The organism is Bradyrhizobium diazoefficiens, from assembly GCF_016616885.1.
In the GTDB taxonomy this organism is placed as follows: Bacteria; Pseudomonadota; Alphaproteobacteria; order Rhizobiales; family Xanthobacteraceae; genus Bradyrhizobium; species Bradyrhizobium diazoefficiens_F.
In genome coordinates this window covers 1,913,008-1,935,950 of sequence record NZ_CP067102.1, presented here as the reverse complement: position 1 = coordinate 1,935,950, position 22,943 = coordinate 1,913,008, and the positions used below count along the sequence as shown (strand labels likewise).

Here is a 22,943-nt window from a genome sequence, read left to right as displayed (position 1 = left end):
TTGCTTGGGCGTTCGGACGATTTGGTCCACGGCGTACTTCTCTAGGCACGCCATATACGCTTCGGGGATAACTGTCAGTATACGCTTGAGCGTATAATAGCTGATATACTCATAGCGCGCTCTACGGGAGCTCTGGCTCCTCACAGCCCGTGAGCGCGCAGTTCGTAAGGCCCGCGTCCGAGTTGGACGACGAGGCCCTTTTGCTTCACGCGGGCGATGGTCGCCGCCGTGACTCGCGCCCTGGCAACTCGGAAGGGCGCGCGATGCCGCGCTCCTTGAGGAGTTCGATGGCACGGTCCTTTGCGTCGTTGATGGCTTGGCCATGGCGTTAGGATCTGATGTGTCGGACGTAGTCTGTTTATACCGTCCATTTCATATCGCCTGCGATCGCCGCGGTGTTCGCGTCGATGTGTCCAATGTCATCGAAAGGGCTCGAGCCAACACGTTTCGATTTTCCGGGACACTCATCATCGTGAGGTGGTCGCCTGGAACTGGCACCGCATGAATGGCCGTCGGAGTTAAAACCTGGTCCCATCCCCTCATGGGAGAACTTGCTTCGGGACCTATCGAGTTGCGTGATCGCGCCCGGCGGCTGAGGAGGGGCGCATCGGCATAAAATTGGTATATCTCGATCGGCAGGGATGGGACTTGGTAGGAGTTCAGCGCCCTTTGGAATTGGATCGCCTTTTCGTACCTCAGAGCGAGATTTTGGAGATCACAATCAAGGGGTATTGCCCGAATTTGCTGCGCCGTTTTAAGCAGCTGGGCGACTGAATTTTGCTCAGCTGAGCGCTCAAGCAATTCGAAGCGCTCATCATCCAGGAATTCAAAGGCATCCAGCAGCACTGCTCGTCTCGTTTGGCTGGTTGATAGGCTCGATCGATTGGCAGGTAACGCAACGTCGATGAACGCCATGAATGACACAGCTTCACCGAGACTCAGTAAGCGCTGCGCGATCGCATAAGCCAAAATTGCCCCTGAGGAGTATCCAGCAAAGCGGTATGGGCCGTGCGGCTGGATTTCTCTAATTGCCAGAATGGCCGCCGCGGCTATCTCCTTAAGAGATGGCGGATAAATGTCATTGAATGGCGGCCATGACAGCGCATAGACAGGAGAGTCTACGTCCATGTCCTTCACCAAACTGAAGACATAGGAGTAATCGCCCAAACCTGTGGGAACAAAGAAAAGTGGTGGCTTTGATCCGTTTGCCTGGACGGCAATGACGTCCGAACTGCTGAGCTGTCGCTGCCCAAGAGTTTTCAATGCAAGATCCTGTAGGATGGGGGCTTGGAAGAGATCGGCGGCGTTAAAGGACAGTCCAAGATCCAATGCCCGACGCAGGAATTGCACCGCCAACAGCGAGTGCCCGCCGAGCGCGAAGAAGTGGTCGTGGCGTCCGACCCGCTCGACGCCGAGCAGCTCGGCCCAGATCTGCGCGAGCGCGGTCTCGATCTCGCCCTGCGGGGCGGCGTAGCTGGCGCGCGCAAAGGCATCATCATCCGGCGCCGGCAGCGCGCTGCGGTCCAGCTTGCCGTTCGGGGTCAGCGGCAGCGCCGCGAGCCGCACCAGCGCCGCGGGCACCATGTAGTCCGGCAGCCGTGCGCTGAGGTGCCGGCGCAGCGTCGCGGCCAGATCGGCCAGATCGGCGTCGGCCGCATGCTCCGCCGCTGCAACGACATAGCCAACCAGCCGCGGCTCGCCGCGACCATGCTGTTGCGCCACCACCACCGCCTCGCGCACCAGCGGGTGCTCGGCCAGCCGCGCCGCGATCTCGCCCGGCTCGATGCGGAAGCCGCGGATCTTGACCTGGTCGTCATTGCGGCCCAGGAACTCCAGGTTGCCGTCCGGCAAGTACCGGCCGAGATCGCCGGTCCGGTACAGCCGGTCGCCATCGACAAAGGGGCTGGCGATAAACCGCTCCGCCGTCAGCTCGGGCCGGTTCAGATAACCGCGGGCAACGCCGGCGCCGCCGATATGGATCTCCCCCGTCGCCCCGAACGGAACGGGCGCGCCTCCACCGTCCAGCAGGTAGACCCGCGTGTTCGCGATCGGCCGGCCGATCGGGACAATGGCGCCGTCAAACGCGTCGGGGCAGCTCCACGCCGTCACGTCGATCGCAGCTTCGGTCGGACCGTACAGATTATGCAGGCCGGTCCAGGGCAACAAGCGACGGGCCTGATGCACGCTGGCGGCAGCAAGCGCCTCGCCGCTGCACACGAGACGCCGCAGCGATCTGCAGTGCTCGACTCCCTTTGCCGCCAGGAAGCTGACCAGCATGGACGGAACGAAGTGGAGCGTCGTGATGCGCTGGCTGATCACCAAGTCGACCAATGCAGCGGGATCCTTGTGCGCTCCCGGAGGCGCCAGCACCAGCCTTGCGCCTTGAAGCAGGGTCCAGAAGAACTCCCAGGCCGAGACGTCGAAGCCAAACGGCGTCTTCTGCAACACGACGTCGGTTGCCGCGAGCCCATAGGCCGTCTGCATCCAGACCAGGCGATTGACGATGGCGCGGTGCTCGTTCTCCGCTCCCTTGGGCGTGCCGGTTGAGCCCGAGGTGTAGATCACATAGGCGAGGTGGCGCGAACTCAGCCCGAGCGCGCGCGGGTCGAGGTCCGAGGCCGGCCGCTCGGCCCAATCGGGTGCGGCTGTCGCAAGATCGACCACCGTCAGATCGGCCAGCGCATCGGCGCCGAGCGCAGCGCGTCCGGCGGCATCGACGAGCAAGAGCTGCGGCGCCGCATCCGCGAGCACCTGCGTGAGCCGCGCCGGCGGATAGGCCGGGTCGAGCGGCAGATACGCCCCGCCGGCCTTGAGGATCGCCAGCAGCCCCACCACCATCGCCGGGCTGCGCTCCAGGCAAATCGCCACCGGCTGGTCCGGCGTGACGCCGAGCCCGACCAGATGATGCGCCAGGCGGTTGGCCTGGGCGTTGAGCTCGCCATAGCTCAGACGGGCGTCCGCACAGACCAGCGCGACCGCCTCCGGCGCCTTGCGGACCTGCTGCTCGAACAGCTGATGGATGCAGGCGTCTGACGGATAAGGCGCCGCCGTCCGGTTCAGCTCCTCCAGCAGGTAGGCTCGTTCAGCAGACGACAGCAGCTCAATGCGCCCGACCGCCTGCCCTGCATCGGCGGCCATCGCCCGCAGCAGCGTCAGCAAATAGCCGCGCTGCCGCTCGATCGTCGCCGGATCGAACAGCGCCGTCGCATAAGCCAGCGTCCCGGCAATGACCTCGCCCTGCTCGTGCAGACTCAGCTCCAGATCAAACTTGACCTGGTCGCCGCCGTCCCCCGCCGCCTCGACCCGCAGCCCGGGAAGTTCGAACGACCCGACCGCCTCGTGCTGCCAGGCCAACATCACCTGGAACAACGGCGTGTGATCAAGATGCCGGGGCGGCTGCACGATCTCCACCACCTGCTCGAACGGCAGGTCCTGATGCTCCTGCGCGCCCAGCGCCACACATCGCGTCCGTTCCAGCAGCTCCGCCACGCTCGGGCGGCCCGACAGATCGAGGCGGAGCGCCAGGGTGTTGACGAAGAAGCCGATCAACTCTTCGACCTCGCGCCGGCCCCGATTGGCGCTCGGCACCCCGATCACGATGTCGTCCTGTCCCGACAGGCGCGACAGCACCGCAGCCCACGCCGCCAGCACCGTCATGAACAGCGTCGTGCCATGCCGCCGGCTCAGCCGCTTCAGCGCTTGGGTCAGATCCGCATCGATCTCGACAGCGACACGGGCTCCGGCAAACGACTGTTGCGCCGGCCGCGGCCGGTCGCCCGGCAAGGCCAGACGGGCCGGCGCACCGGAGAGCGTGGTGCGCCAATACTGCGCCTGGCTTTGCAGCCGCTCGCCCGACAGCCATTGGCGCTGCCAGGCGGCATAGTCTGGATACTGGATCGCAAGCGGCGGCAGCGGATCGTCGTCTCCGGCCACGAACGCCCGGTACAGCTGGCTGAGCTCACGCAGCAAGACGCCCAGCGACCAGCCGTCAGAGACAATGTGATGCTGCGTCAACAGCACGACGTGCTCCTGATCCGACAGCCGGATCAGGCGGCCGCGGATCAGCGGACCGCGCGCCAGATCGAACGGCGTGCGCGCCTCCTGCTGGCACAGCTCCACCAGCGCCGCCGCCGCATCCGGCCTTCCCTGCAGATCGTGCTGCGCCAGCGGCAGCCCCGCCTCCGCCGGCACCAGCTCCACCCACGGCGTCCCCTCCGGCGCGACAAAGATACTGCGCAGCCCCTCATGACGCGCCAGCACGCGGTCCAGGCTGCGCTGCCAGGCGCTGCGGTCGAGCTCGCCGTGCAGCCGCAACAGCAGCGGCATGTGATAGTTCGTGCGGCTCTGGTCCAGCTGCGCCAAGAACCACAGCCGCTGCTGCGCAGACGACAGCACAAGCGGCGCATCACGCGGCACGGCGACAATCGCCGGCAAGGGGTGCGGATCGGAGCCGCTCAACAGCGCGACGAGGCTTGCCGCCAGATCGAGCAGCACCGGTTGGGCGAACAGCGTCGTCAGCGGCAGAGCGAGACCCAAAGCCTGCGAGACCCGGCTCAACAGCTGCACCGCCAGCAGCGAGTGCCCGCCGAGCGCGAAGAAGTGGTCGTGGCGTCCGACCCGCTCGAGGCCGAGCAGCTCGGCCCAGATCCGCGCGAGCGCGGTCTCGATCTCGCCCTGCGGGGCGGCGTAGCTGGCCCGCGCATAGGCCTCATCGTCCGGCGCCGGCAGCGCGCTGCGGTCCAGCTTGCCGTTCGGCGTCAGCGGCAGCGTCGCGAGCCGCACCACCGCCGACGGCACCATATAGTCCGGCAGCCGCGTGCTGAGGTGCCGGCGCAGCGTCGCGGCCAGATCGGCCTGCTCGGCGTCGGCCCCGTGCTCCGCCGCCGCAACGACATAGCCAACCAGCCGCGGCTCGGCACGACCATCCTGTTGCGTCACCACGACCGCCTCGCGCACCAGCGGGTGCTCGGCCAGCCGCGCCGCGATCTCGCCCGGCTCGATGCGGAAGCCGCGGATCTTGACCTGGTCGTCATTGCGGCCCAGGAACTCCAGATTGCCGTCCGGCAAGTACCGGGCGAGGTCACCGGTTTTGTACAGCCGGTCGCCGTCGACGCCGCTGAACGGATCGGCCATGAACCGCTCCGCCGTCAGCTCGGGCCGGTTCAGATAGCCGCGGGCGACACCGGCGCCGCCGATATGGATCTCCCCCACCGCCCCGAACGGAACGGGTGCGCCCTCACCATCGAGCAGGTAGATCTGCGTGTTCGCGATCGGCCGACCGATCGTCTCAACGACAGCGTCTCCCCGTCGCATGCAGATCCAGGTTGAGTATGTCGTGGTCTCGGAAGGCGCGTAGAGATTACAGATCTTCTCGACGCAACTGTGCTCGAAGGCCTTCTCTATGAGGCTCGCCTTCAGCCGCTCACCGGCCAAATTGATGACGCGCGTCGAACTCGGGAGCGCTTCCTTGTCGAGCAGAGCGGCAATCGCGGAGGGCACGGTGTTGACCAAGGTGACATCCAAGGACGTCTGCGTCAGCGCAAGCGCATTCTCGACCAGATAAATTGTGCCCCCTTGGGACAGCGGGACGAAGCACTCATAGACGGACAGATCGAAACTGATCGAGGTCGAAAACAGCGTGCGGCTGATCTCGGACGCTGCGTAGACTCCGCTACTCCAATGCAGCAGGTTCACAGTGCTCGCATGCTCGATCATGACGCCCTTGGGCGTGCCGGTTGAGCCCGAGGTGTAGATCACATAGGCGAGGTGGCGCGAACTCAGCCCGAGCGCGCGCGGGTCGAGGTCGGAGGCCGGCCGCTCCGCCCAATCGGGTGCGGCTGTCGCAAGATCGACCACCGTCACAGCGGCCAGCGCCTCGGCGCCGAGCGCAGCGCGTCCGGCGGCATCGACGAGCAAGAGCTGCGGCGCCGCATCCGCGAGCACCTGCGTGAGCCGCGCCGGCGGATAGGCCGGATCCAGCGGCAGATACGCGCCGCCGGCCTTGAGGATCGCCAGCAGCCCCACCACCATCGCCGGGCTGCGCTCCAGACAGATCGCCACCGGCTGGTCCGGCGTGACGCCGAGCCCGACCAGATGATGCGCCAGGCGGTTGGCCCGGGCATTGAGCTCGCCATAGCTCAGGCCGGCGTCCGCACAGACCAGCGCGACCGCCTCCGGCGCCTTGCGGACCTGCTGCTCGAACAGCTGATGGATGCAGGCGTCTGACGGATAAGGCGCCGCCGTCCGGTTCAGCTCCTCCAAAAGATATGTGCGCTCGTCGGCCGGCAGGATGTCCAGCTCCCGCACCGGCGTCGCCGGCGCCCGCTCCAGCGCCTCAGCCAGCTGTGCCAGCGCCTGCTGCATGTAGCCGCAGACCCGATCCGCGCAGATCCCCTCCGCCACCTGCGCCGTCAGGCCGAGCGCGTCGCCAAAATCCTCCACCGACAAGGTCAGCGGATAGTTGGTGCGCTCCTCCCCGCCCAGCCATTCCAGTCCGGGCAGAGCGTCATTGGTTGCGGCGGCGAGAGCCGGCGTGGTGTGGCGGTAGTTCAACAGCGAGCTGAACAGCGGCGCTGGCGCTGCAATTTGGCTGCAGCGTTGCGCCAGCGCCAGCGAGGCGTGCTCGTGCGCCAACAGCTCGGCCAGCCGGGCGTGCGTGGTCCGCACGCTGGCCTCGACCGCGGTGCCATCCAGATCAAGCCGCAGCGGCAGCGTGTTGATGAACAGGCCCAGGGTGCGCTCGCTCCCCGCACCGCCATGCAGGCGGCCAAACAGCACCGTGCCGAACACCACCTGTTCGCGCCCGCTGCTGCGCGCCACCACCTGGGCGAACGCCAGATGGCACAGGCTCGCCAGGCTGATGCCGAGCCGCCGCGCCTGGCTGCGCAATTGCGCCTGAAGCGCCGCTGGCAGCCGCCGCCGCGCCTCACCGACCGCGCTGCCGTCGCCGCGCACCTCGCTGAGGCCGAACGGCGTGGTCGGCGCATCGATCCCGGCAAGCATGCTCCGGAAGAACGCTTCATCCGCGCTGGCATCAGCACCGAGATGGGCCTGCGCCACCAGATCGCGGAACGGCTGCGGGGCTGCCAGCTCATGCGCGCGTCCCTCCAGCACGGCCCGCACCTCGGCATGCATCACCTCCAGCGTGGTGTGGTCCCCGATCAAATGGTGCTGCAGCTGCAACAGCAGCCAGCGCGCACTGCCGGGCTCGCGGGCCATCACAAACCGCAACAGCGGCGCCCGGCCAAGCGCGATGCGGTGCCGGCGCGGATCAAACCGCTCCTTGAGCTGCTCCGGGCCAGGAGCGCCTGAGTCATCGAGAGCGACCTCGCTCACCTCCAGCACCGCCTGGCGCCACACCACCTGGGCCGGGCGCGACAGCCCCTCCCAGACAAACGAGGTGCGCAGAATGTCGTGCCGGTCCACCACCCGCTGGACCGCGGCAAGGTAGCGGTCCAACAGGCCGCGGTCGGCAAACGCCATCTGCGAGGTCAGCAGGTAGGGATCGCCCTTTGCCGCCAGCAGATGGTGGAACAGGATGCCGTCCTGCAGCGGCGACAAGCCATAAATGTCCTGGATGTTGCCGATGCCGCCGGGCACCGTGGCGACGATCCGGTCGATCTCGTGCTGCGCCAGCGCGATCAGCGGCAGCATCTGCGGCGTGATCGCCGCACTCTGGTCGGTGATCAAATTGGCCGGGACCGCCACCTCGCGATGACGGCCCAGGCTCGCGGCCAGATCGGCCAGCACCGGCCGGGCGAACAGGGTGCGCACTTCCACCCCCAGCGACAGCTGCCGCAGACGCGCCATCAGCTGCACCGCCAACAGCGAATGGCCGCCGAGCGCGAAGAAGTGGTCGTGGCGCCCGACCCGCTCGAGGCCGAGCAGCTCGGCCCAGATCCGCGCGAGCGCGGTCTCGATCTCGCCCTGCGGGGCGGCGTAGCTGGCGCGCGCATAGGCCTCGTCGTCCGGCGCCGGCAGCGCGCTGCGGTCCAGCTTGCCGTTCGGCGTCAGCGGCAGCGCCGCGAGCCGCACCAGCGCCGTCGGCACCATGTAGTCCGGCAGCCGCGTGCTGAGGTGCCGGCGCAGCGTCGCGGCCAGATCGGCCAGATCGGCGTCGGCCCCATGCTCCGCCGCAACGACATAGCCAACGAGGCGCGGCTCGCCGCGACCATCCTGTTGCGCCACCACCACCGCCTCGCGCACCAGCGGGTGCTCGGCCAGCCGCGCCGCGATCTCGCCCGGCTCGATCCGGAAGCCGCGGATCTTGACCTGGTCGTCATTGCGGCCCAGGAACTCCAGATTGCCGTCCGGCAAGTACCGGGCGAGATCGCCGGTCCGGTACAGCCGGTCGCCATCGACAAAGGGGCTGGCGATAAACCGCTCCGCGGTCAGCTCGGGCCGGTTCAGATAACCGCGGGCAACGCCGGCGCCGCCGATATGGATCTCCCCCGTCGCCCCGAACGGAACGGGCGCGCCTCCACCGTCCAGCAGGTAGACCCGCGTGTTCGCGATCGGCCGGCCGATCGGGACAATGGCGCCGTCAAACGCGTCGAGGCAGCTCCACGCCGTCACGTCGATCGCAGCTTCGGTCGGACCGTACAGATTATGCAGGCCGGTCCAGGGCAACAAGCGACGGGCCTGATGCACGCTGGCGGCAGCAAGCGCCTCGCCGCTGCACACGAGACGCCGCAGCGATCTGCAGTGCTCGACTCCCTTTGCCGCCAGGAAGCTGACCAGCATGGACGGAACGAAGTGGAGCGTCGTGATGCGCTGGCTGATCACCAAGTCGACCAATGCAGCGGGATCCTTGTGCGCTCCCGGAGGCGCCAGCACCAGCCTTGCGCCTTGAAGCAGGGTCCAGAAGAACTCCCAGGCCGAGACGTCGAAGCCAAACGGCGTCTTCTGCAACACGACGTCGGTTGCCGCGAGCCCATAGGCCGTCTGCATCCAGACCAGGCGATTGACGATGGCGCGGTGCTCGTTCTCCGCTCCCTTGGGCGTGCCGGTTGAACCCGAGGTGTAGATCACATAGGCGAGGTGGCGCGAACTCAGCCCGAGCGCGCGCGGGTCGAGGTCCGAGGCCGGCCGCTCGGCCCAATCGGGTGCGGCTGTCGCAAGATCGACCACCGTCAGATCGGCCAGCGCATCGGCGCCGAGCGCAGCGCGTCCGGCGGCATCGACGAGCAAGAGCTGCGGCGCCGCATCCGCGAGCACCTGCGTGAGCCGCGCCGGCGGATAGGCCGGGTCGAGCGGCAGATACGCCCCGCCGGCCTTGAGGATCGCCAGCAGCCCCACCACCATCGCCGGGCTGCGCTCCAGGCAAATCGCCACCGGCTGGTCCGGCGTGACGCCGAGCCCGACCAGATGATGCGCCAGGCGGTTGGCCCGTACGTTGAGCTCGCCATAGCTCAGGCGGGCGTCCGCACAGACCAGCGCGACCGCCTCCGGCGCCTTGCGGACCTGCTGCTCGAACAGCTGATGGATGCAGGCGTCTGACGGATAAGGCGCCGCTGTCCGGTTCAGCTCCTCCAGCAGGTAGGCACGTTCGTCCGACGACAGCAGCTCAATGCGCCCGACCGCCTGCCCTGCATCGGCGGCCATCGCCCGCAGCAGCGTCAGCAGATAGCCGCGCTGCCGCTCGATCGTCGCCGGATCGAACAGCGCCGTCGCATAAGCCAGCGTCCCGGCAATGACCTCGCCCTGCTCGTGCAGACTCAGCTCCAGATCAAACTTGACCTGGTCGCCGCCGTCCCCCGCCGCCTCGACCCGCAGCCCGGGAAGTTCGAACGACCCGACCGCCTCGTGCTGCCAGGCCAACATCACCTGGAACAACGGCGTGTGATCAAGATGCCGGGGCGGCTGCACGATCTCCACCACCTGCTCGAACGGCAGGTCCTGATGCTCCTGCGCGCCCAGCGCCACACATCGCGTCCGTTCCAGCAGCTCCGCCACGCTCGGGCGGCCCGACAGATCGAGGCGGAGCGCCAGGGTGTTGACGAAGAAGCCGATCAACTCTTCGACCTCGCGCCGGCCCCGATTGGCGCTCGGCACCCCGATCACGATGTCGTCCTGTCCCGACAGGCGCGACAGCACCGCAGCCCACGCCGCCAGCACCGTCATGAACAGCGTCGTGCCATGCCGCCGGCTCAGCCGCTTCAGCGCTTGGGTCAGATCCGCATCGATCTCGACAGCGACACGGGCTCCGGCAAACGACTGTTGCGCCGGCCGCGGCCGGTCGCCCGGCAAGGCCAGACGGGCCGGCGCACCGGAGAGCGTGGTGCGCCAATACTGCGCCTGGCTTTGCAGCCGCTCGCCCGACAGCCATTGGCGCTGCCAGGCGGCATAGTCTGGATACTGGATCGCAAGCGGCGGCAGCGGATCGTCGTCTCCGGCCACGAACGCCCGGTACAGCTGGCTGAGCTCACGCAGCAAGACGCCCAGCGACCAGCCGTCAGAGACAATGTGATGCTGCGTCAACAGCACGACGTGCTCCTGATCCGACAGCCGGATCAGGCGGCCGCGGATCAGCGGACCGCGCGCCAGATCGAACGGCGTGCGCGCCTCCTGCTGGCACAGCTCCACCAGCGCCGCCGCCGCATCCGGCCTTCCCTGCAGATCGTGCTGCGCCAGCGGCAGCCCCGCCTCCGCCGGCACCAGCTCCACCCACGGCGTCCCCTCCGGCGCGACAAAGATACTGCGCAGCCCCTCATGACGCGCCAGCACGCGGTCCAGGCTGCGCTGCCAGGCGCTGCGGTCGAGCTTGCCGTGCAGCCGCAACAGCAGCGGCATGTGATAGTTCGTGCGGCTCTGGTCCAGCTGCGCCAAAAACCACAGCCGCTGCTGCGCAAACGACGGTGCAAGAGGGCTTTCGCGCGCAACCGATGGGATCGAGGGAGCTTCTTGGGCTCCGTTGCGGTTTCTCTTCTTGGCGAGTGCAAGGAGCTTCGCTAAATCTTGCGCATCGAGCTTCTCCAACTCAGTCCTGACGACATCGGTCATTTCCGGGCACCCAGAGAGACCAGCTTCTGAAGCTCGTCGTGGTCAAACTCGCGTTCGAGCAAAGCAATGGAAGCCTCGCGCGCGAGCTCGGCCAGCACTGGCTTGGCAAACAGCGTCGTCAGCGGCAGTTCGGCCCCCAATGTCCGCGCGACCCGGCTCAACAGTTGCACTGCCAACAGCGAGTGGCCGCCGAGCGCGAAGAAGTGGTCGTGGCGTCCGACCCGCTCCACGCCGAGCAGCTCGGCCCAGATCTGCGCGAGCGCGGTCTCGATCTCGCCCTGCGGCGGCGCGTACGTGGCCGAGGCGGAGGCGGCCCCGTCCTCAAGCGGAGGCAGCGCATTGCCGTCCAGCTTGCCATTTGGCGTCAACGGCAGCGCCGCGACCCGCACCACCGCCGTCGGCACCATGTAGTCCGGCAGCCGCGCCCGCACATGCGCGCGCAGGTCTCGGGCCAGCGCGCCTGCACCTTGCGCGTCCGGTCCGGCCTCAGGCGCACAGACCACATAGGCGACAAGATGTTTGGCACCTCTGTGGTCCTCGCGCGCCACCACGACAGCCTCGCGCACCAGCGGGTGCTCGGCGAGCCGCGCCGCGATCTCGCCCGGCTCGATGCGGAAGCCGCGGATCTTGACCTGGTCGTCATTGCGGCCCAGGAACTCCAGATTGCCGTCCGGCAAGTAACGGGCGAGATCGCCGGTTTTGTACAGCCGGTCGCCGTCGACAAAGGGGCTGGCGATGAACCGCTCCGCCGTCAGCTCGGGCCGGTTCAGATAGCCGCGGGCGACGCCGGCGCCGCCGATATGGATCTCCCCCACCGCTCCGAACGGAACCGGCACGCCTTCACCGTCCAGCAGATAGACCCGCGTGTTGGCAATCGGCCGGCCGATCGTCTCAATGACAGCCTCTCCCCGTCGCATGCAGATCCAGGTTGAGTATGTCGTGGTCTCGGAAGGCGCGTAGAGGTTACAGATCTTCTCGATCCGACTGCGCTCGAAGGCCTTCTCGATCACAGCTGCTTTCAGCCGCTCACCGCACGAGTTGATGACTTTTGCCGAAACCGGCACGGTCTTCTGGTCGACCAGAGCAGCGATCGCCGAGGGCACGGTGTTGACCAAGGTGACATCCAACGACGTCTGCGTCAGCGCAAGCGCATTCTCGACCAGATAAATTGTGCCTCCTTGGGACAGCGGGACGAAGCACTCATAGACGGACAGATCGAAACTGATCGAGGTCGAAAACAGCGTGCGGCTGATCTCGGATGCTGCGAAGACTCCGCTACTCCAATGCAGCAGGTTCACGGTGCTCCTATGCTCGATCATGACGCCCTTGGGCGTTCCGGTTGAGCCCGAGGTGTAGATCACATAGGCGAGGTGGCGCGAACTCAGCCCGAGCGCGCGCGGGTCGAGGTCCGAGGCCGGCCGCTCGGCCCAATCGGGTGCGGCTGTCGCAAGATCGACCACCGTCAGATCGGCCAGCGCATCGGCGCCGAGCGCAGCGCGTCCGGCGGCATCGACGAGCAAGAGCTGCGGCGCCGCATCCGCGAGCACCTGCGTGAGCCGCGCCGGCGGATAGGCCGGGTCGAGCGGCAGATACGCCCCGCCGGCCTTGAGGATCGCCAGCAGCCCCACCACCATCGCCGGGCTGCGCTCCAGGCAAATCGCCACCGGCTGGTCCGGCGTGACGCCGAGCCCGACCAGATGATGCGCCAGGCGGTTGGCCCGTACGTTGAGCTCGCCATAGCTCAGGCGGGCGTCCGCACAGACCAGCGCGACCGCCTCCGGCGCCTTGCGGACCTGCTGCTCGAACAGCTGATGGATGCAGGCGTCTGACGGATAAGGCGCCGCTGTCCGGTTCAGCTCCTCCAGCAGGTAGGCACGTTCGTCCGACGACAGCAGCTCAATGCGCCCGACCGCCTGCCCTGCATCGGCGGCCATCGCCCGCAGCAGCGTCAGCAGATAGCCGCGCTGCCGCTCGATCGTCGCCGGATCGAACAGCGCCGTCGCATAAGCCAGCGTCCCGGCAATGACCTCGCCCTGCTCGTGCAGACTCAGCTCCAGATCAAACTTGACCTGGTCGCCGCCGTCCCCCGCCGCCTCGACCCGCAGCCCGGGAAGTTCGAACGACCCGACCGCCTCGTGCTGCCAGGCCAACATCACCTGGAACAACGGCGTGTGATCAAGATGCCGGGGCGGCTGCACGATCTCCACCACCTGCTCGAACGGCAGGTCCTGATGCTCCTGCGCGCCCAGCGCCACACATCGCGTCCGTTCCAGCAGCTCCGCCACGCTCGGGCGGCCCGACAGATCGAGGCGGAGCGCCAGGGTGTTGACGAAGAAGCCGATCAACTCTTCGACCTCGCGCCGGCCCCGATTGGCGCTCGGCACCCCGATCACGATGTCGTCCTGTCCCGACAGGCGCGACAGCACCGCAGCCCACGCCGCCAGCACCGTCATGAACAGCGTCGTGCCATGCCGCCGGCTCAGCCGCTTCAGCGCTTGGGTCAGATCCGCATCGATCTCGACAGCGACACGGGCTCCGGCAAACGACTGTTGCGCCGGCCGCGGCCGGTCGCCCGGCAAGGCCAGACGGGCCGGCGCACCGGAGAGCGTGGTGCGCCAATACTGCGCCTGGCTTTGCAGCCGCTCGCCCGACAGCCATTGGCGCTGCCAGGCGGCATAGTCTGGATACTGGATCGCAAGCGGCGGCAGCGGATCGTCGTCTCCGGCCACGAACGCCCGGTACAGCTGGCTGAGCTCACGCAGCAAGACGCCCAGCGACCAGCCGTCAGAGACAATGTGATGCTGCGTCAACAGCACGACGTGCTCCTGATCCGACAGCCGGATCAGGCGGCCGCGGATCAGCGGACCGCGCGCCAGATCGAACGGCGTGCGCGCCTCCTGCTGGCACAGCTCCACCAGCGCCGCCGCCGCATCCGGCCTTCCCTGCAGATCGTGCTGCGCCAGCGGCAGCCCCGCCTCCGCCGGCACCAGCTCCACCCACGGCGTCCCCTCCGGCGCGACAAAGATACTGCGCAGCCCCTCATGACGCGCCAGCACGCGGTCCAGGCTGCGCTGCCAGGCGCTGCGGTCGAGCTCGCCGTGCAGCCGCAACAGCAGCGGCATGTGATAGTTCGTGCGGCTCTGGTCCAGCTGCGCCAAGAACCACAGCCGCTGCTGCGCAGACGACAGCACAAGCGGCGCATCACGCGGCACGGCGACAATCGCCGGCAAGGGGTGCGGATCGGAGCCGCTCAACAGCGCGACGAGGCTTGCCGCCAGATCGAGCAGCACCGGTTGGGCGAACAGCGTCGTCAGCGGCAGAGCGAGACCCAAAGCCTGCGAGACCCGGCTCAACAGCTGCACCGCCAGCAGCGAGTGCCCGCCGAGCGCGAAGAAGTGGTCGTGGCGTCCGACCCGCTCGAGGCCGAGCAGCTCGGCCCAGATCCGCGCGAGCGCGGTCTCGATCTCGCCCTGCGGGGCGGCGTAGCTGGCCCGCGCATAGGCCTCATCGTCCGGCGCCGGCAGCGCGCTGCGGTCCAGCTTGCCGTTCGGCGTCAGCGGCAGCGTCGCGAGCCGCACCACCGCCGACGGCACCATATAGTCCGGCAGCCGCGTGCTGAGGTGCCGGCGCAGCGTCGCGGCCAGATCGGCCTGCTCGGCGTCGGCCCCGTGCTCCGCCGCCGCAACGACATAGCCAACCAGCCGCGGCTCGCCACGACCATCCTGTTGCGCCACCACCACCGCCTCGCGCACCAGCGGGTGCTCGGCCAGCCGCGCCGCGATCTCGCCCGGCTCGATCCGGAAGCCGCGGATCTTGACCTGGTCGTCATTGCGGCCCAGGAACTCCAGGTTGCCGTCCGGCAAGTACCGGCCGAGATCGCCGGTCCGGTACAGCCGGTCGCCATCGACAAAGGGGCTGGCGATAAACCGCTCCGCCGTCAGCTCGGGCCGGTTCAGATAACCGCGGGCAACGCCGGCGCCGCCGATATGGATCTCCCCCGTCGCCCCGAACGGAACGGGCGCGCCTCCACCGTCCAGCAGGTAGACCCGCGTGTTCGCGATCGGCCGGCCGATCGGGACAATGGCGCCGTCAAACGCGTCGGGGCAGCTCCACGCCGTCACGTCGATCGCAGCTTCGGTCGGACCGTACAGATTATGCAGGCCGGTCCAGGGCAACAAGCGACGGGCCTGATGCACGCTGGCGGCAGCAAGCGCCTCGCCGCTGCACACGAGACGCCGCAGCGATCTGCAGTGCTCGACTCCCTTTGCCGCCAGGAAGCTGACCAGCATGGACGGAACGAAGTGGAGCGTCGTGATGCGCTGGCTGATCACCAAGTCGACCAATGCAGCGGGATCCTTGTGCGCTCCCGGAGGCGCCAGCACCAGCCTTGCGCCTTGAAGCAGGGTCCAGAAGAACTCCCAGGCCGAGACGTCGAAGCCAAACGGCGTCTTCTGCAACACGACGTCGGTTGCCGCGAGCCCATAGGCCGTCTGCATCCAGACCAGGCGATTGACGATGGCGCGGTGCTCGTTCTCCGCTCCCTTGGGCGTGCCGGTTGAACCCGAGGTGTAGATCACATAGGCGAGGTGGCGCGAACTCAGCCCGAGCGCGCGCGGGTCGAGGTCCGAGGCCGGCCGCTCGGCCCAATCGGGTGCGGCTGTCGCAAGATCGACCACCGTCAGATCGGCCAGCGCATCGGCGCCGAGCGCAGCGCGTCCGGCGGCATCGACGAGCAAGAGCTGCGGCGCCGCATCCGCGAGCACCTGCGTGAGCCGCGCCGGCGGATAGGCCGGGTCGAGCGGCAGATACGCCCCGCCGGCCTTGAGGATCGCCAGCAGCCCCACCACCATCGCCGGGCTGCGCTCCAGGCAAATCGCCACCGGCTGGTCCGGCGTGACGCCGAGCCCGACCAGATGATGCGCCAGGCGGTTGGCCTGGGCGTTGAGCTCGCCATAGCTCAGACGGGCGTCCGCACAGACCAGCGCGACCGCCTCCGGCGCCTTGCGGACCTGCTGCTCGAACAGCTGATGGATGCAGGCGTCTGACGGATAAGGCGCCGCCGTCCGGTTCAGCTCCTCCAAAAGATATGTGCGCTCGTCGGCCGGCAGGATGTCCAGCTCCCGCACCGGCGTCGCCGGCGCCCGCTCCAGCGCCTCAGCCAGCTGTGCCAGCGCCTGCTGCATGTAGCCGCAGACCCGATCCGCGCAGATCCCCTCCGCCACCTGCGCCGTCAGGCCGAGCGCGTCGCCAAAATCCTCCACCGACAAGGTCAGCGGATAGTTGGTGCGCTCCTCCCCGCCCAGCCATTCCAGTCCGGGCAGAGCGTCATTGGTTGCGGCGGCGAGAGCCGGCGTGGTGTGGCGGTAGTTCAACAGCGAGCTGAACAGCGGCGCTGGCGCTGCAATTTGGCTGCAGCGTTGCGCCAGCGCCAGCGAGGCGTGCTCGTGCGCCAACAGCTCGGCCAGCCGGGCGTGCGTGGTCCGCACGCTGGCCTCGACCGCGGTGCCATCCAGATCAAGCCGCAGCGGCAGCGTGTTGATGAACAGGCCCAGGGTGCGCTCGCTCCCCGCACCGCCATGCAGGCGGCCAAACAGCACCGTGCCGAACACCACCTGTTCGCGCCCGCTGCTGCGCGCCACCACCTGGGCGAACGCCAGATGGCACAGGCTCGCCAGGCTGATGCCGAGCCGCCGCGCCTGGCTGCGCAATTGCGCCTGAAGCGCCGCTGGCAGCCGCCGCCGCGCCTCACCGACCGCGCTGCCGTCGCCGCGCACCTCGCTGAGGCCGAACGGCGTGGTCGGCGCATCGATCCCGGCAAGCATGCTCCGGAAGAACGCTTCATCCGCGCTGGCATCAGCACCGAGATGGGCCTGCGCCACCAGATCGCGGAACGGCTGCGGGGCTGCCAGCTCATGCGCGCGTCCCTCCAGCACGGCCCGCACCTCGGCATGCATCACCTCCAGCGTGGTGTGGTCCCCGATCAAATGGTGCTGCAGCTGCAACAGCAGCCAGCGCGCACTGCCGGGCTCGCGGGCCATCACAAACCGCAACAGCGGCGCCCGGCCAAGCGCGATGCGGTGCCGGCGCGGATCAAACCGCTCCTTGAGCTGCTCCGGGCCAGGAGCGCCTGAGTCATCGAGAGCGACCTCGCTCACCTCCAGCACCGCCTGGCGCCACACCACCTGGGCCGGGCGCGACAGCCCCTCCCAGACAAACGAGGTGCGCAGAATGTCGTGCCGGTCCACCACCCGCTGGACCGCGGCAAGGTAGCGGTCCAACAGGCCGCGGTCGGCAAACGCCATCTGCGAGGTCAGCAGGTAGGGATCGCCCTTTGCCGCCAGCAGATGGTGGAACAGGATGCCGTCCTGCAGCGGCGACAAGCCATAAATGTCCTGGATGTTGCCGACGCCGCCGGGCACCGTGGCGACGATCCGGTCGATCTCGTGCTGCGCCAGCGCGATCAGCGGCAGCATCTGCGGCGTGATCGCCGCACTCTGGTCGGTGATCAAATTGGCCGGGACCGCCACCTCGCGATGACGGCCTAGGCTCGCGGCCAGATCGGCCAGCACCGGCCGGGCGAACAGGGTGCGCACCTCCACCCCCAGCGACAGCTGCCGCAGACGCGCCATCAGCTGCACCGCCAACAGCGAGTGGCCGCCGAGCGCGAAGAAGTGGTCGTGGCGTCCGACCCGCTCGAGGCCGAGCAGCTCGGCCCAGATCCGCGCAAGCGCGGTCTCGATCTCGCCCTGCGGGGCGGCGTAGCTGGCCCGCGCATAGGCCTCGTCGTCCGGCGCCGGCAGCGCGTTGCGGTCCAGCTTGCCGTTCGGCGTCAGCGGCAGCGCCGCGAGCCGCACCAGCGCCGCCGGCACCATGTAGTCCGGCAGCCGCGTGCTGAGGTGCCGGCGCAGCGTCGCGGCCAGATCGGCCCGCTCGGCGTCGGCCGCATGCTCTGCCGCAACGACATAGCCGACCAGGCGCGGCTCGCCGCGACCATCCTGTTGCGCCACCACCACCGCCTCGCGCACCAGCGGGTGCTCGGCCAGCCGCGCCGCGATCTCGCCCGGCTCGATCCGGAAGCCGCGGATCTTGACCTGGTCGTCATTGCGGCCCAGGAACTCCAGATTGCCGTCCGGCAAGTACCGGGCGAGGTCACCGGTTTTGTACAGCCGGTCGCCGTCGACGCCGCTGAACGGATCGGCCATGAACCGCTCCGCCGTCAGCTCGGGCCGGTTCAGATAACCGCGGGCGACACCGGCGCCGCCGATATGGATCTCCCCCACCGCCCCGAACGGAACGGGTGCGCCCTCACCGTCCAGCAGGTAGATCCGCGTGTTCCGGATCGGTCGGCCCAGCGGCACGCGCTTGTGGACATCGCATGGAGCAGGCACCGGATAGCAAAGACTAAAAGTGGTGTTCTCGGTTGGGCCATAGATATTTGAGACCTGCAGCGTCGGATGTCGTTTTTGACATACACTGATGGAAGCTGCGGAGACCTCTTCGCCCCCGACAAGCAGCTGCTGCAGCCGACCCGTGCTCCGCCCCTCCCCAACATAGAGGTCGAACAACCGGGCAGTCATAAAGGCGATGGTGACGCCTCGATCTCGAATGATTTGGGCCAGCGTTGCCGTCGAGAGGTGACGTTCAGGATAGAGCACAGCGCTGCCGCCGTTGCCCAAGGCGCCCCAGATCTCGAAAGTGGTTGCGTCGAATGTCGGCGAAGAGGCGTTGAGAAAGACGTCTTTGGGCGAGATTTCGACGAAATCATTTTCCGCCACCAGACGCACCACGCTCCGATGCTCGACCATGACGCCCTTGGGCGTTCCGGTTGAACCCGAGGTGTAGATCACATAAGCGAGGTGGCGCGAACTCAGCCCGAGCGCGCGCGGGTCGAGGTCCGCGGCCGGCAGGTCTGCCCATGCGGGTGTGGCTGTCGCAAGATCGACCACCGTCACAGCGGCCAGCGCCTCGGCGCCGAGCGCAGCGCGTCCGGCGGCATCGACGAGCAAGAGCTGCGGCGCCGCATCCGCGAGCACCTGCGTGAGCCGCGCCGGCGGATAGGCCGGATCCAGCGGCAGATACGCGCCGCCGGCCTTGAGGATCGCCAGCAGCCCCACCACCATCGCCGGGCTGCGCTCCAGACAGATCGCCACCGGCTGGTCCGGCGTGACGCCGAGCCCGACCAGATGATGCGCCAGGCGGTTGGCCCGGGCATTGAGCTCGCCATAGCTCAGGCCGGCGTCCGCACAGACCAGCGCGACCGCCTCCGGCGCCTTGCGGACCTGCTGCTCGAACAGCTGATGGATGCAGGCGTCTGACGGATAAGGCGCCGCCGTCCGGTTCAGCTCCTCCAAAAGATATGTGCGCTCGTCGGCCGGCAGGATGTCCAGCTCCCGCACCGGCGTCGCCGGCGCCCGCTCCAGCGCCTCAGCCAGCTGTGCCAGCGCCTGCTGCATGTAGCCGCAGACCCGATCCGCGCAGATCCCCTCCGCCACCTGCGCCGTCAGGCCGAGCGCGTCGCCAAAATCCTCCACCGACAAGGTCAGCGGATAGTTGGTGCGCTCCTCCCCGCCCAGCCATTCCAGTCCGGGCAGAGCGTCATTGGTTGCGGCGGCGAGAGCCGGCGTGGTGTGGCGGTAGTTCAACAGCGAGCTGAACAGCGGCGCTGGCGCTGCAATTTGGCTGCAGCGTTGCGCCAGCGCCAGCGAGGCGTGCTCGTGCGCCAACAGCTCGGCCAGCCGGGCGTGCGTGGTCCGCACGCTGGCCTCGACCGCGGTGCCATCCAGATCAAGCCGCAGCGGCAGCGTGTTGATGAACAGGCCCAGGGTGCGCTCGCTCCCCGCACCGCCATGCAGGCGGCCAAACAGCACCGTGCCGAACACCACCTGTTCGCGCCCGCTGCTGCGCGCCACCACCTGGGCGAACGCCAGATGGCACAGGCTCGCCAGGCTGATGCCGAGCCGCCGCGCCTGGCTGCGCAATTGCGCCTGAAGCGCCGCTGGCAGCCGCCGCCGCGCCTCACCGACCGCGCTGCCGTCGCCGCGCACCTCGCTGAGGCCGAACGGCGTGGTCGGCGCATCGATCCCGGCAAGCATGCTCCGGAAGAACGCTTCATCCGCGCTGGCATCAGCACCGAGATGGGCCTGCGCCACCAGATCGCGGAACGGCTGCGGGGCTGCCAGCTCATGCGCGCGTCCCTCCAGCACGGCCCGCACCTCGGCATGCATCACCTCCAGCGTGGTGTGGTCCCCGATCAAATGGTGCTGCAGCTGCAACAGCAGCCAGCGCGCACTGCCGGGCTCGCGGGCCATCACAAACCGCAACAGCGGCGCCCGGCCAAGCGCGATGCGGTGCCGGCGCGGATCAAACCGCTCCTTGAGCTGCTCCGGGCCAGGAGCGCCTGAGTCATCGAGAGCGACCTCGCTCACCTCCAGCACCGCCTGGCGCCACACCACCTGGGCCGGGCGCGACAGCCCCTCCCAGACAAACGAGGTGCGCAGAATGTCGTGCCGGTCCACCACCCGCTGGACCGCGGCAAGGTAGCGGTCCAACAGGCCGCGGTCGGCAAACGCCATCTGCGAGGTCAGCAGGTAGGGATCGCCCTTTGCCGCCAGCAGATGGTGGAACAGGATGCCGTCCTGCAGCGGCGACAAGCCATAAATGTCCTGGATGTTGCCGATGCCGCCGGGCACCGTGGCGACGATCCGGTCGATCTCGTGCTGCGCCAGCGCGATCAGCGGCAGCATCTGCGGCGTGATCGCCGCACTCTGGTCGGTGATCAAATTGGCCGGGACCGCCACCTCGCGATGACGGCCCAGGCTCGCGGCCAGATCGGCCAGCACCGGCCGGGCGAACAGGGTGCGCACTTCCACCCCCAGCGACAGCTGCCGCAGACGCGCCATCAGCTGCACCGCCAACAGCGAATGGCCGCCGAGCGCGAAGAAGTGGTCGTGGCGCCCGACCCGCTCGAGGCCGAGCAGCTCGGCCCAGATCCGCGCGAGCGCGGTCTCGATCTCGCCCTGCGGGGCGGCGTAGCTGGCGCGCGCATAGGCCTCGTCGTCCGGCGCCGGCAGCGCGCTGCGGTCCAGCTTGCCGTTCGGCGTCAGCGGCAGCGCCGCGAGCCGCACCAGCGCCGTCGGCACCATGTAGTCCGGCAGCCGCGTGCTGAGGTGCCGGCGCAGCGTCGCGGCCAGATCGGCCTGCTCGGCGTCGGCCCCGTGCTCCGCCGCCGCAACGACATAGCCAACCAGCCGCGGCTCGCCGCGACCATCCTGTTGCGCCACCACCACCGCCTCGCGCACCAGCGGGTGCTCGGCCAGCCGCGCCGCGATCTCGCCCGGCTCGATCCGGAAGCCGCGGATCTTGACCTGATCGTCGTTGCGGCCCAGGAACTCCAGATTGCCGTCCGGCAAGTACCGGGCGAGGTCACCAGTTTTGTACAGCCGGTCGCCTTCGACAAAGGGGCTGGCGATGAACCGCTCCGCGGTCAGCTCGGGCCGGTTCAGATAACCGCGGGCAACGCCGGCGCCGCCGATATGGATCTCCCCCGTCGCCCCGAACGGAACGGGCGCGCCTCCACCGTCCAGCAGGTAGACCCGCGTGTTGGCGATCGGACGGCCGATCGGAAGTCGACCGACTGTCTCGTCGATTGCGGTGATCTCGCAGACTGTCGCAAAGGTCGATGTCTCGGTTGCGCCATAGCAGTGCAACAGACGTTGCGGCCTACACCGGCGCAACACCCGTGCGACCGCCGCCACATCGACTGCGCCGCCGCCAACCAATAGCAATCGCAAACTCGCCAGCACCGGCGCCAAATGATCGGCGCTCCGGTTGAACAGTCCGGCTGTCAAATGCAGCACGGTGACGCTGTTCTGCTGAACCAGCCCGCACAGGATGTCCGGCTGCAGAACGGCACTGTATGGAACAACGATCAGGCGGCCACCGTGGAGCAGTGGCGCCCAGACTTCCAGCGTACTGATACTAAAGGCGGGATTGCCCACCCACGCCACCCGATCACTCCAGCTAAACTCCGCATATCCATTGTTGATGACAAGCCGGTTGACGGCACGATGAGGAACAGCAACCGCCTTGGGAACGCCAGTCGACCCGGACGTGTACATCACGTAAGCGGTGGCCTCGGCGGTCAATGTCAAGCCTGGATCGGCATCACGTCCCTCTCCAGCGATGATTGGCTCAATGGCCAGAACAGGAATGGCAGCCTCGACCACGGCATCATCGTCAGTTGCCGTGAGCACCAGGCGCACAGCACAGTCGATCATCATCCAGCTCTGTCGCTCGCATGGAAGACCCCGATCGATCGGGACGTAGACTGCGCCTGCCTTCAGGATGGCGAGCTGCGCCACGACAAGGGCGATGGAGCGATTCAACACTGTCGCGACGCGATCTCCCGGCTTGACTCCAAGCCCAATGAGATGATGAGCGAGCCGGTTCGCCTGCCCATTGAGCTCGGCATAAGTTAAGTCCGTCTCCGCATCGACCACCGCTACCGCATGTGGCGCTTTCCGGACCTCGGTTTCGAACAGCTCATGGATGCACTTATTCGACGGATAGGGCTGAGCTGTTCGGTTCAGTTCCTCCAAGAGGTAGGTGCGCTCATCACCCGACAACAGCGCAATCCGCCCCAGCGGCTGCCCTGCATCGGCCATCACGGCATGCAAAAGATGTTTCAGATGCGCCGTCATCCGCTCGATTTGCGTAGACGCCAGCCGACTTGTATCAAAGTGCCATCGAAAGCTCCCATCGAGCCCGCAGATTTCCAGCGTCAGCAAATCACCACATGGAGCCGCGTCGGAACTCGCGCGCGAAGCCAGATCACCAGCAGCCGAAGAGCTGATTTCAGTGATGGTGATGCCAATCGGCCAGGGTCGGCAGGACCGCAGCATCCCGATCTCCCGCAAGGCGGGGCAGCGCGCGATCAGATCCAA

General features: G+C 67.9%; 2 protein-coding genes. Both read right to left on the bottom strand.

The window, feature by feature from the left end; all coding sequences use genetic code 11:
* Positions 1–372 precede the first annotated feature (372 nt).
* Positions 373–11,001, bottom strand: coding sequence for a non-ribosomal peptide synthetase (locus JJC00_RS08765; RefSeq protein ID WP_200472203.1), 10,629 nt, complete (start codon positions 10,999–11,001; stop codon positions 373–375).
* Positions 10,998–22,943 (bottom strand): non-ribosomal peptide synthetase, encoded by an 11,946-nt coding sequence (locus tag JJC00_RS08760; protein WP_246774145.1) that lies wholly within the window; start codon positions 22,941–22,943, stop codon positions 10,998–11,000. Before JJC00_RS08760 ends, JJC00_RS08765 begins: the two co-directional genes overlap by 4 nt.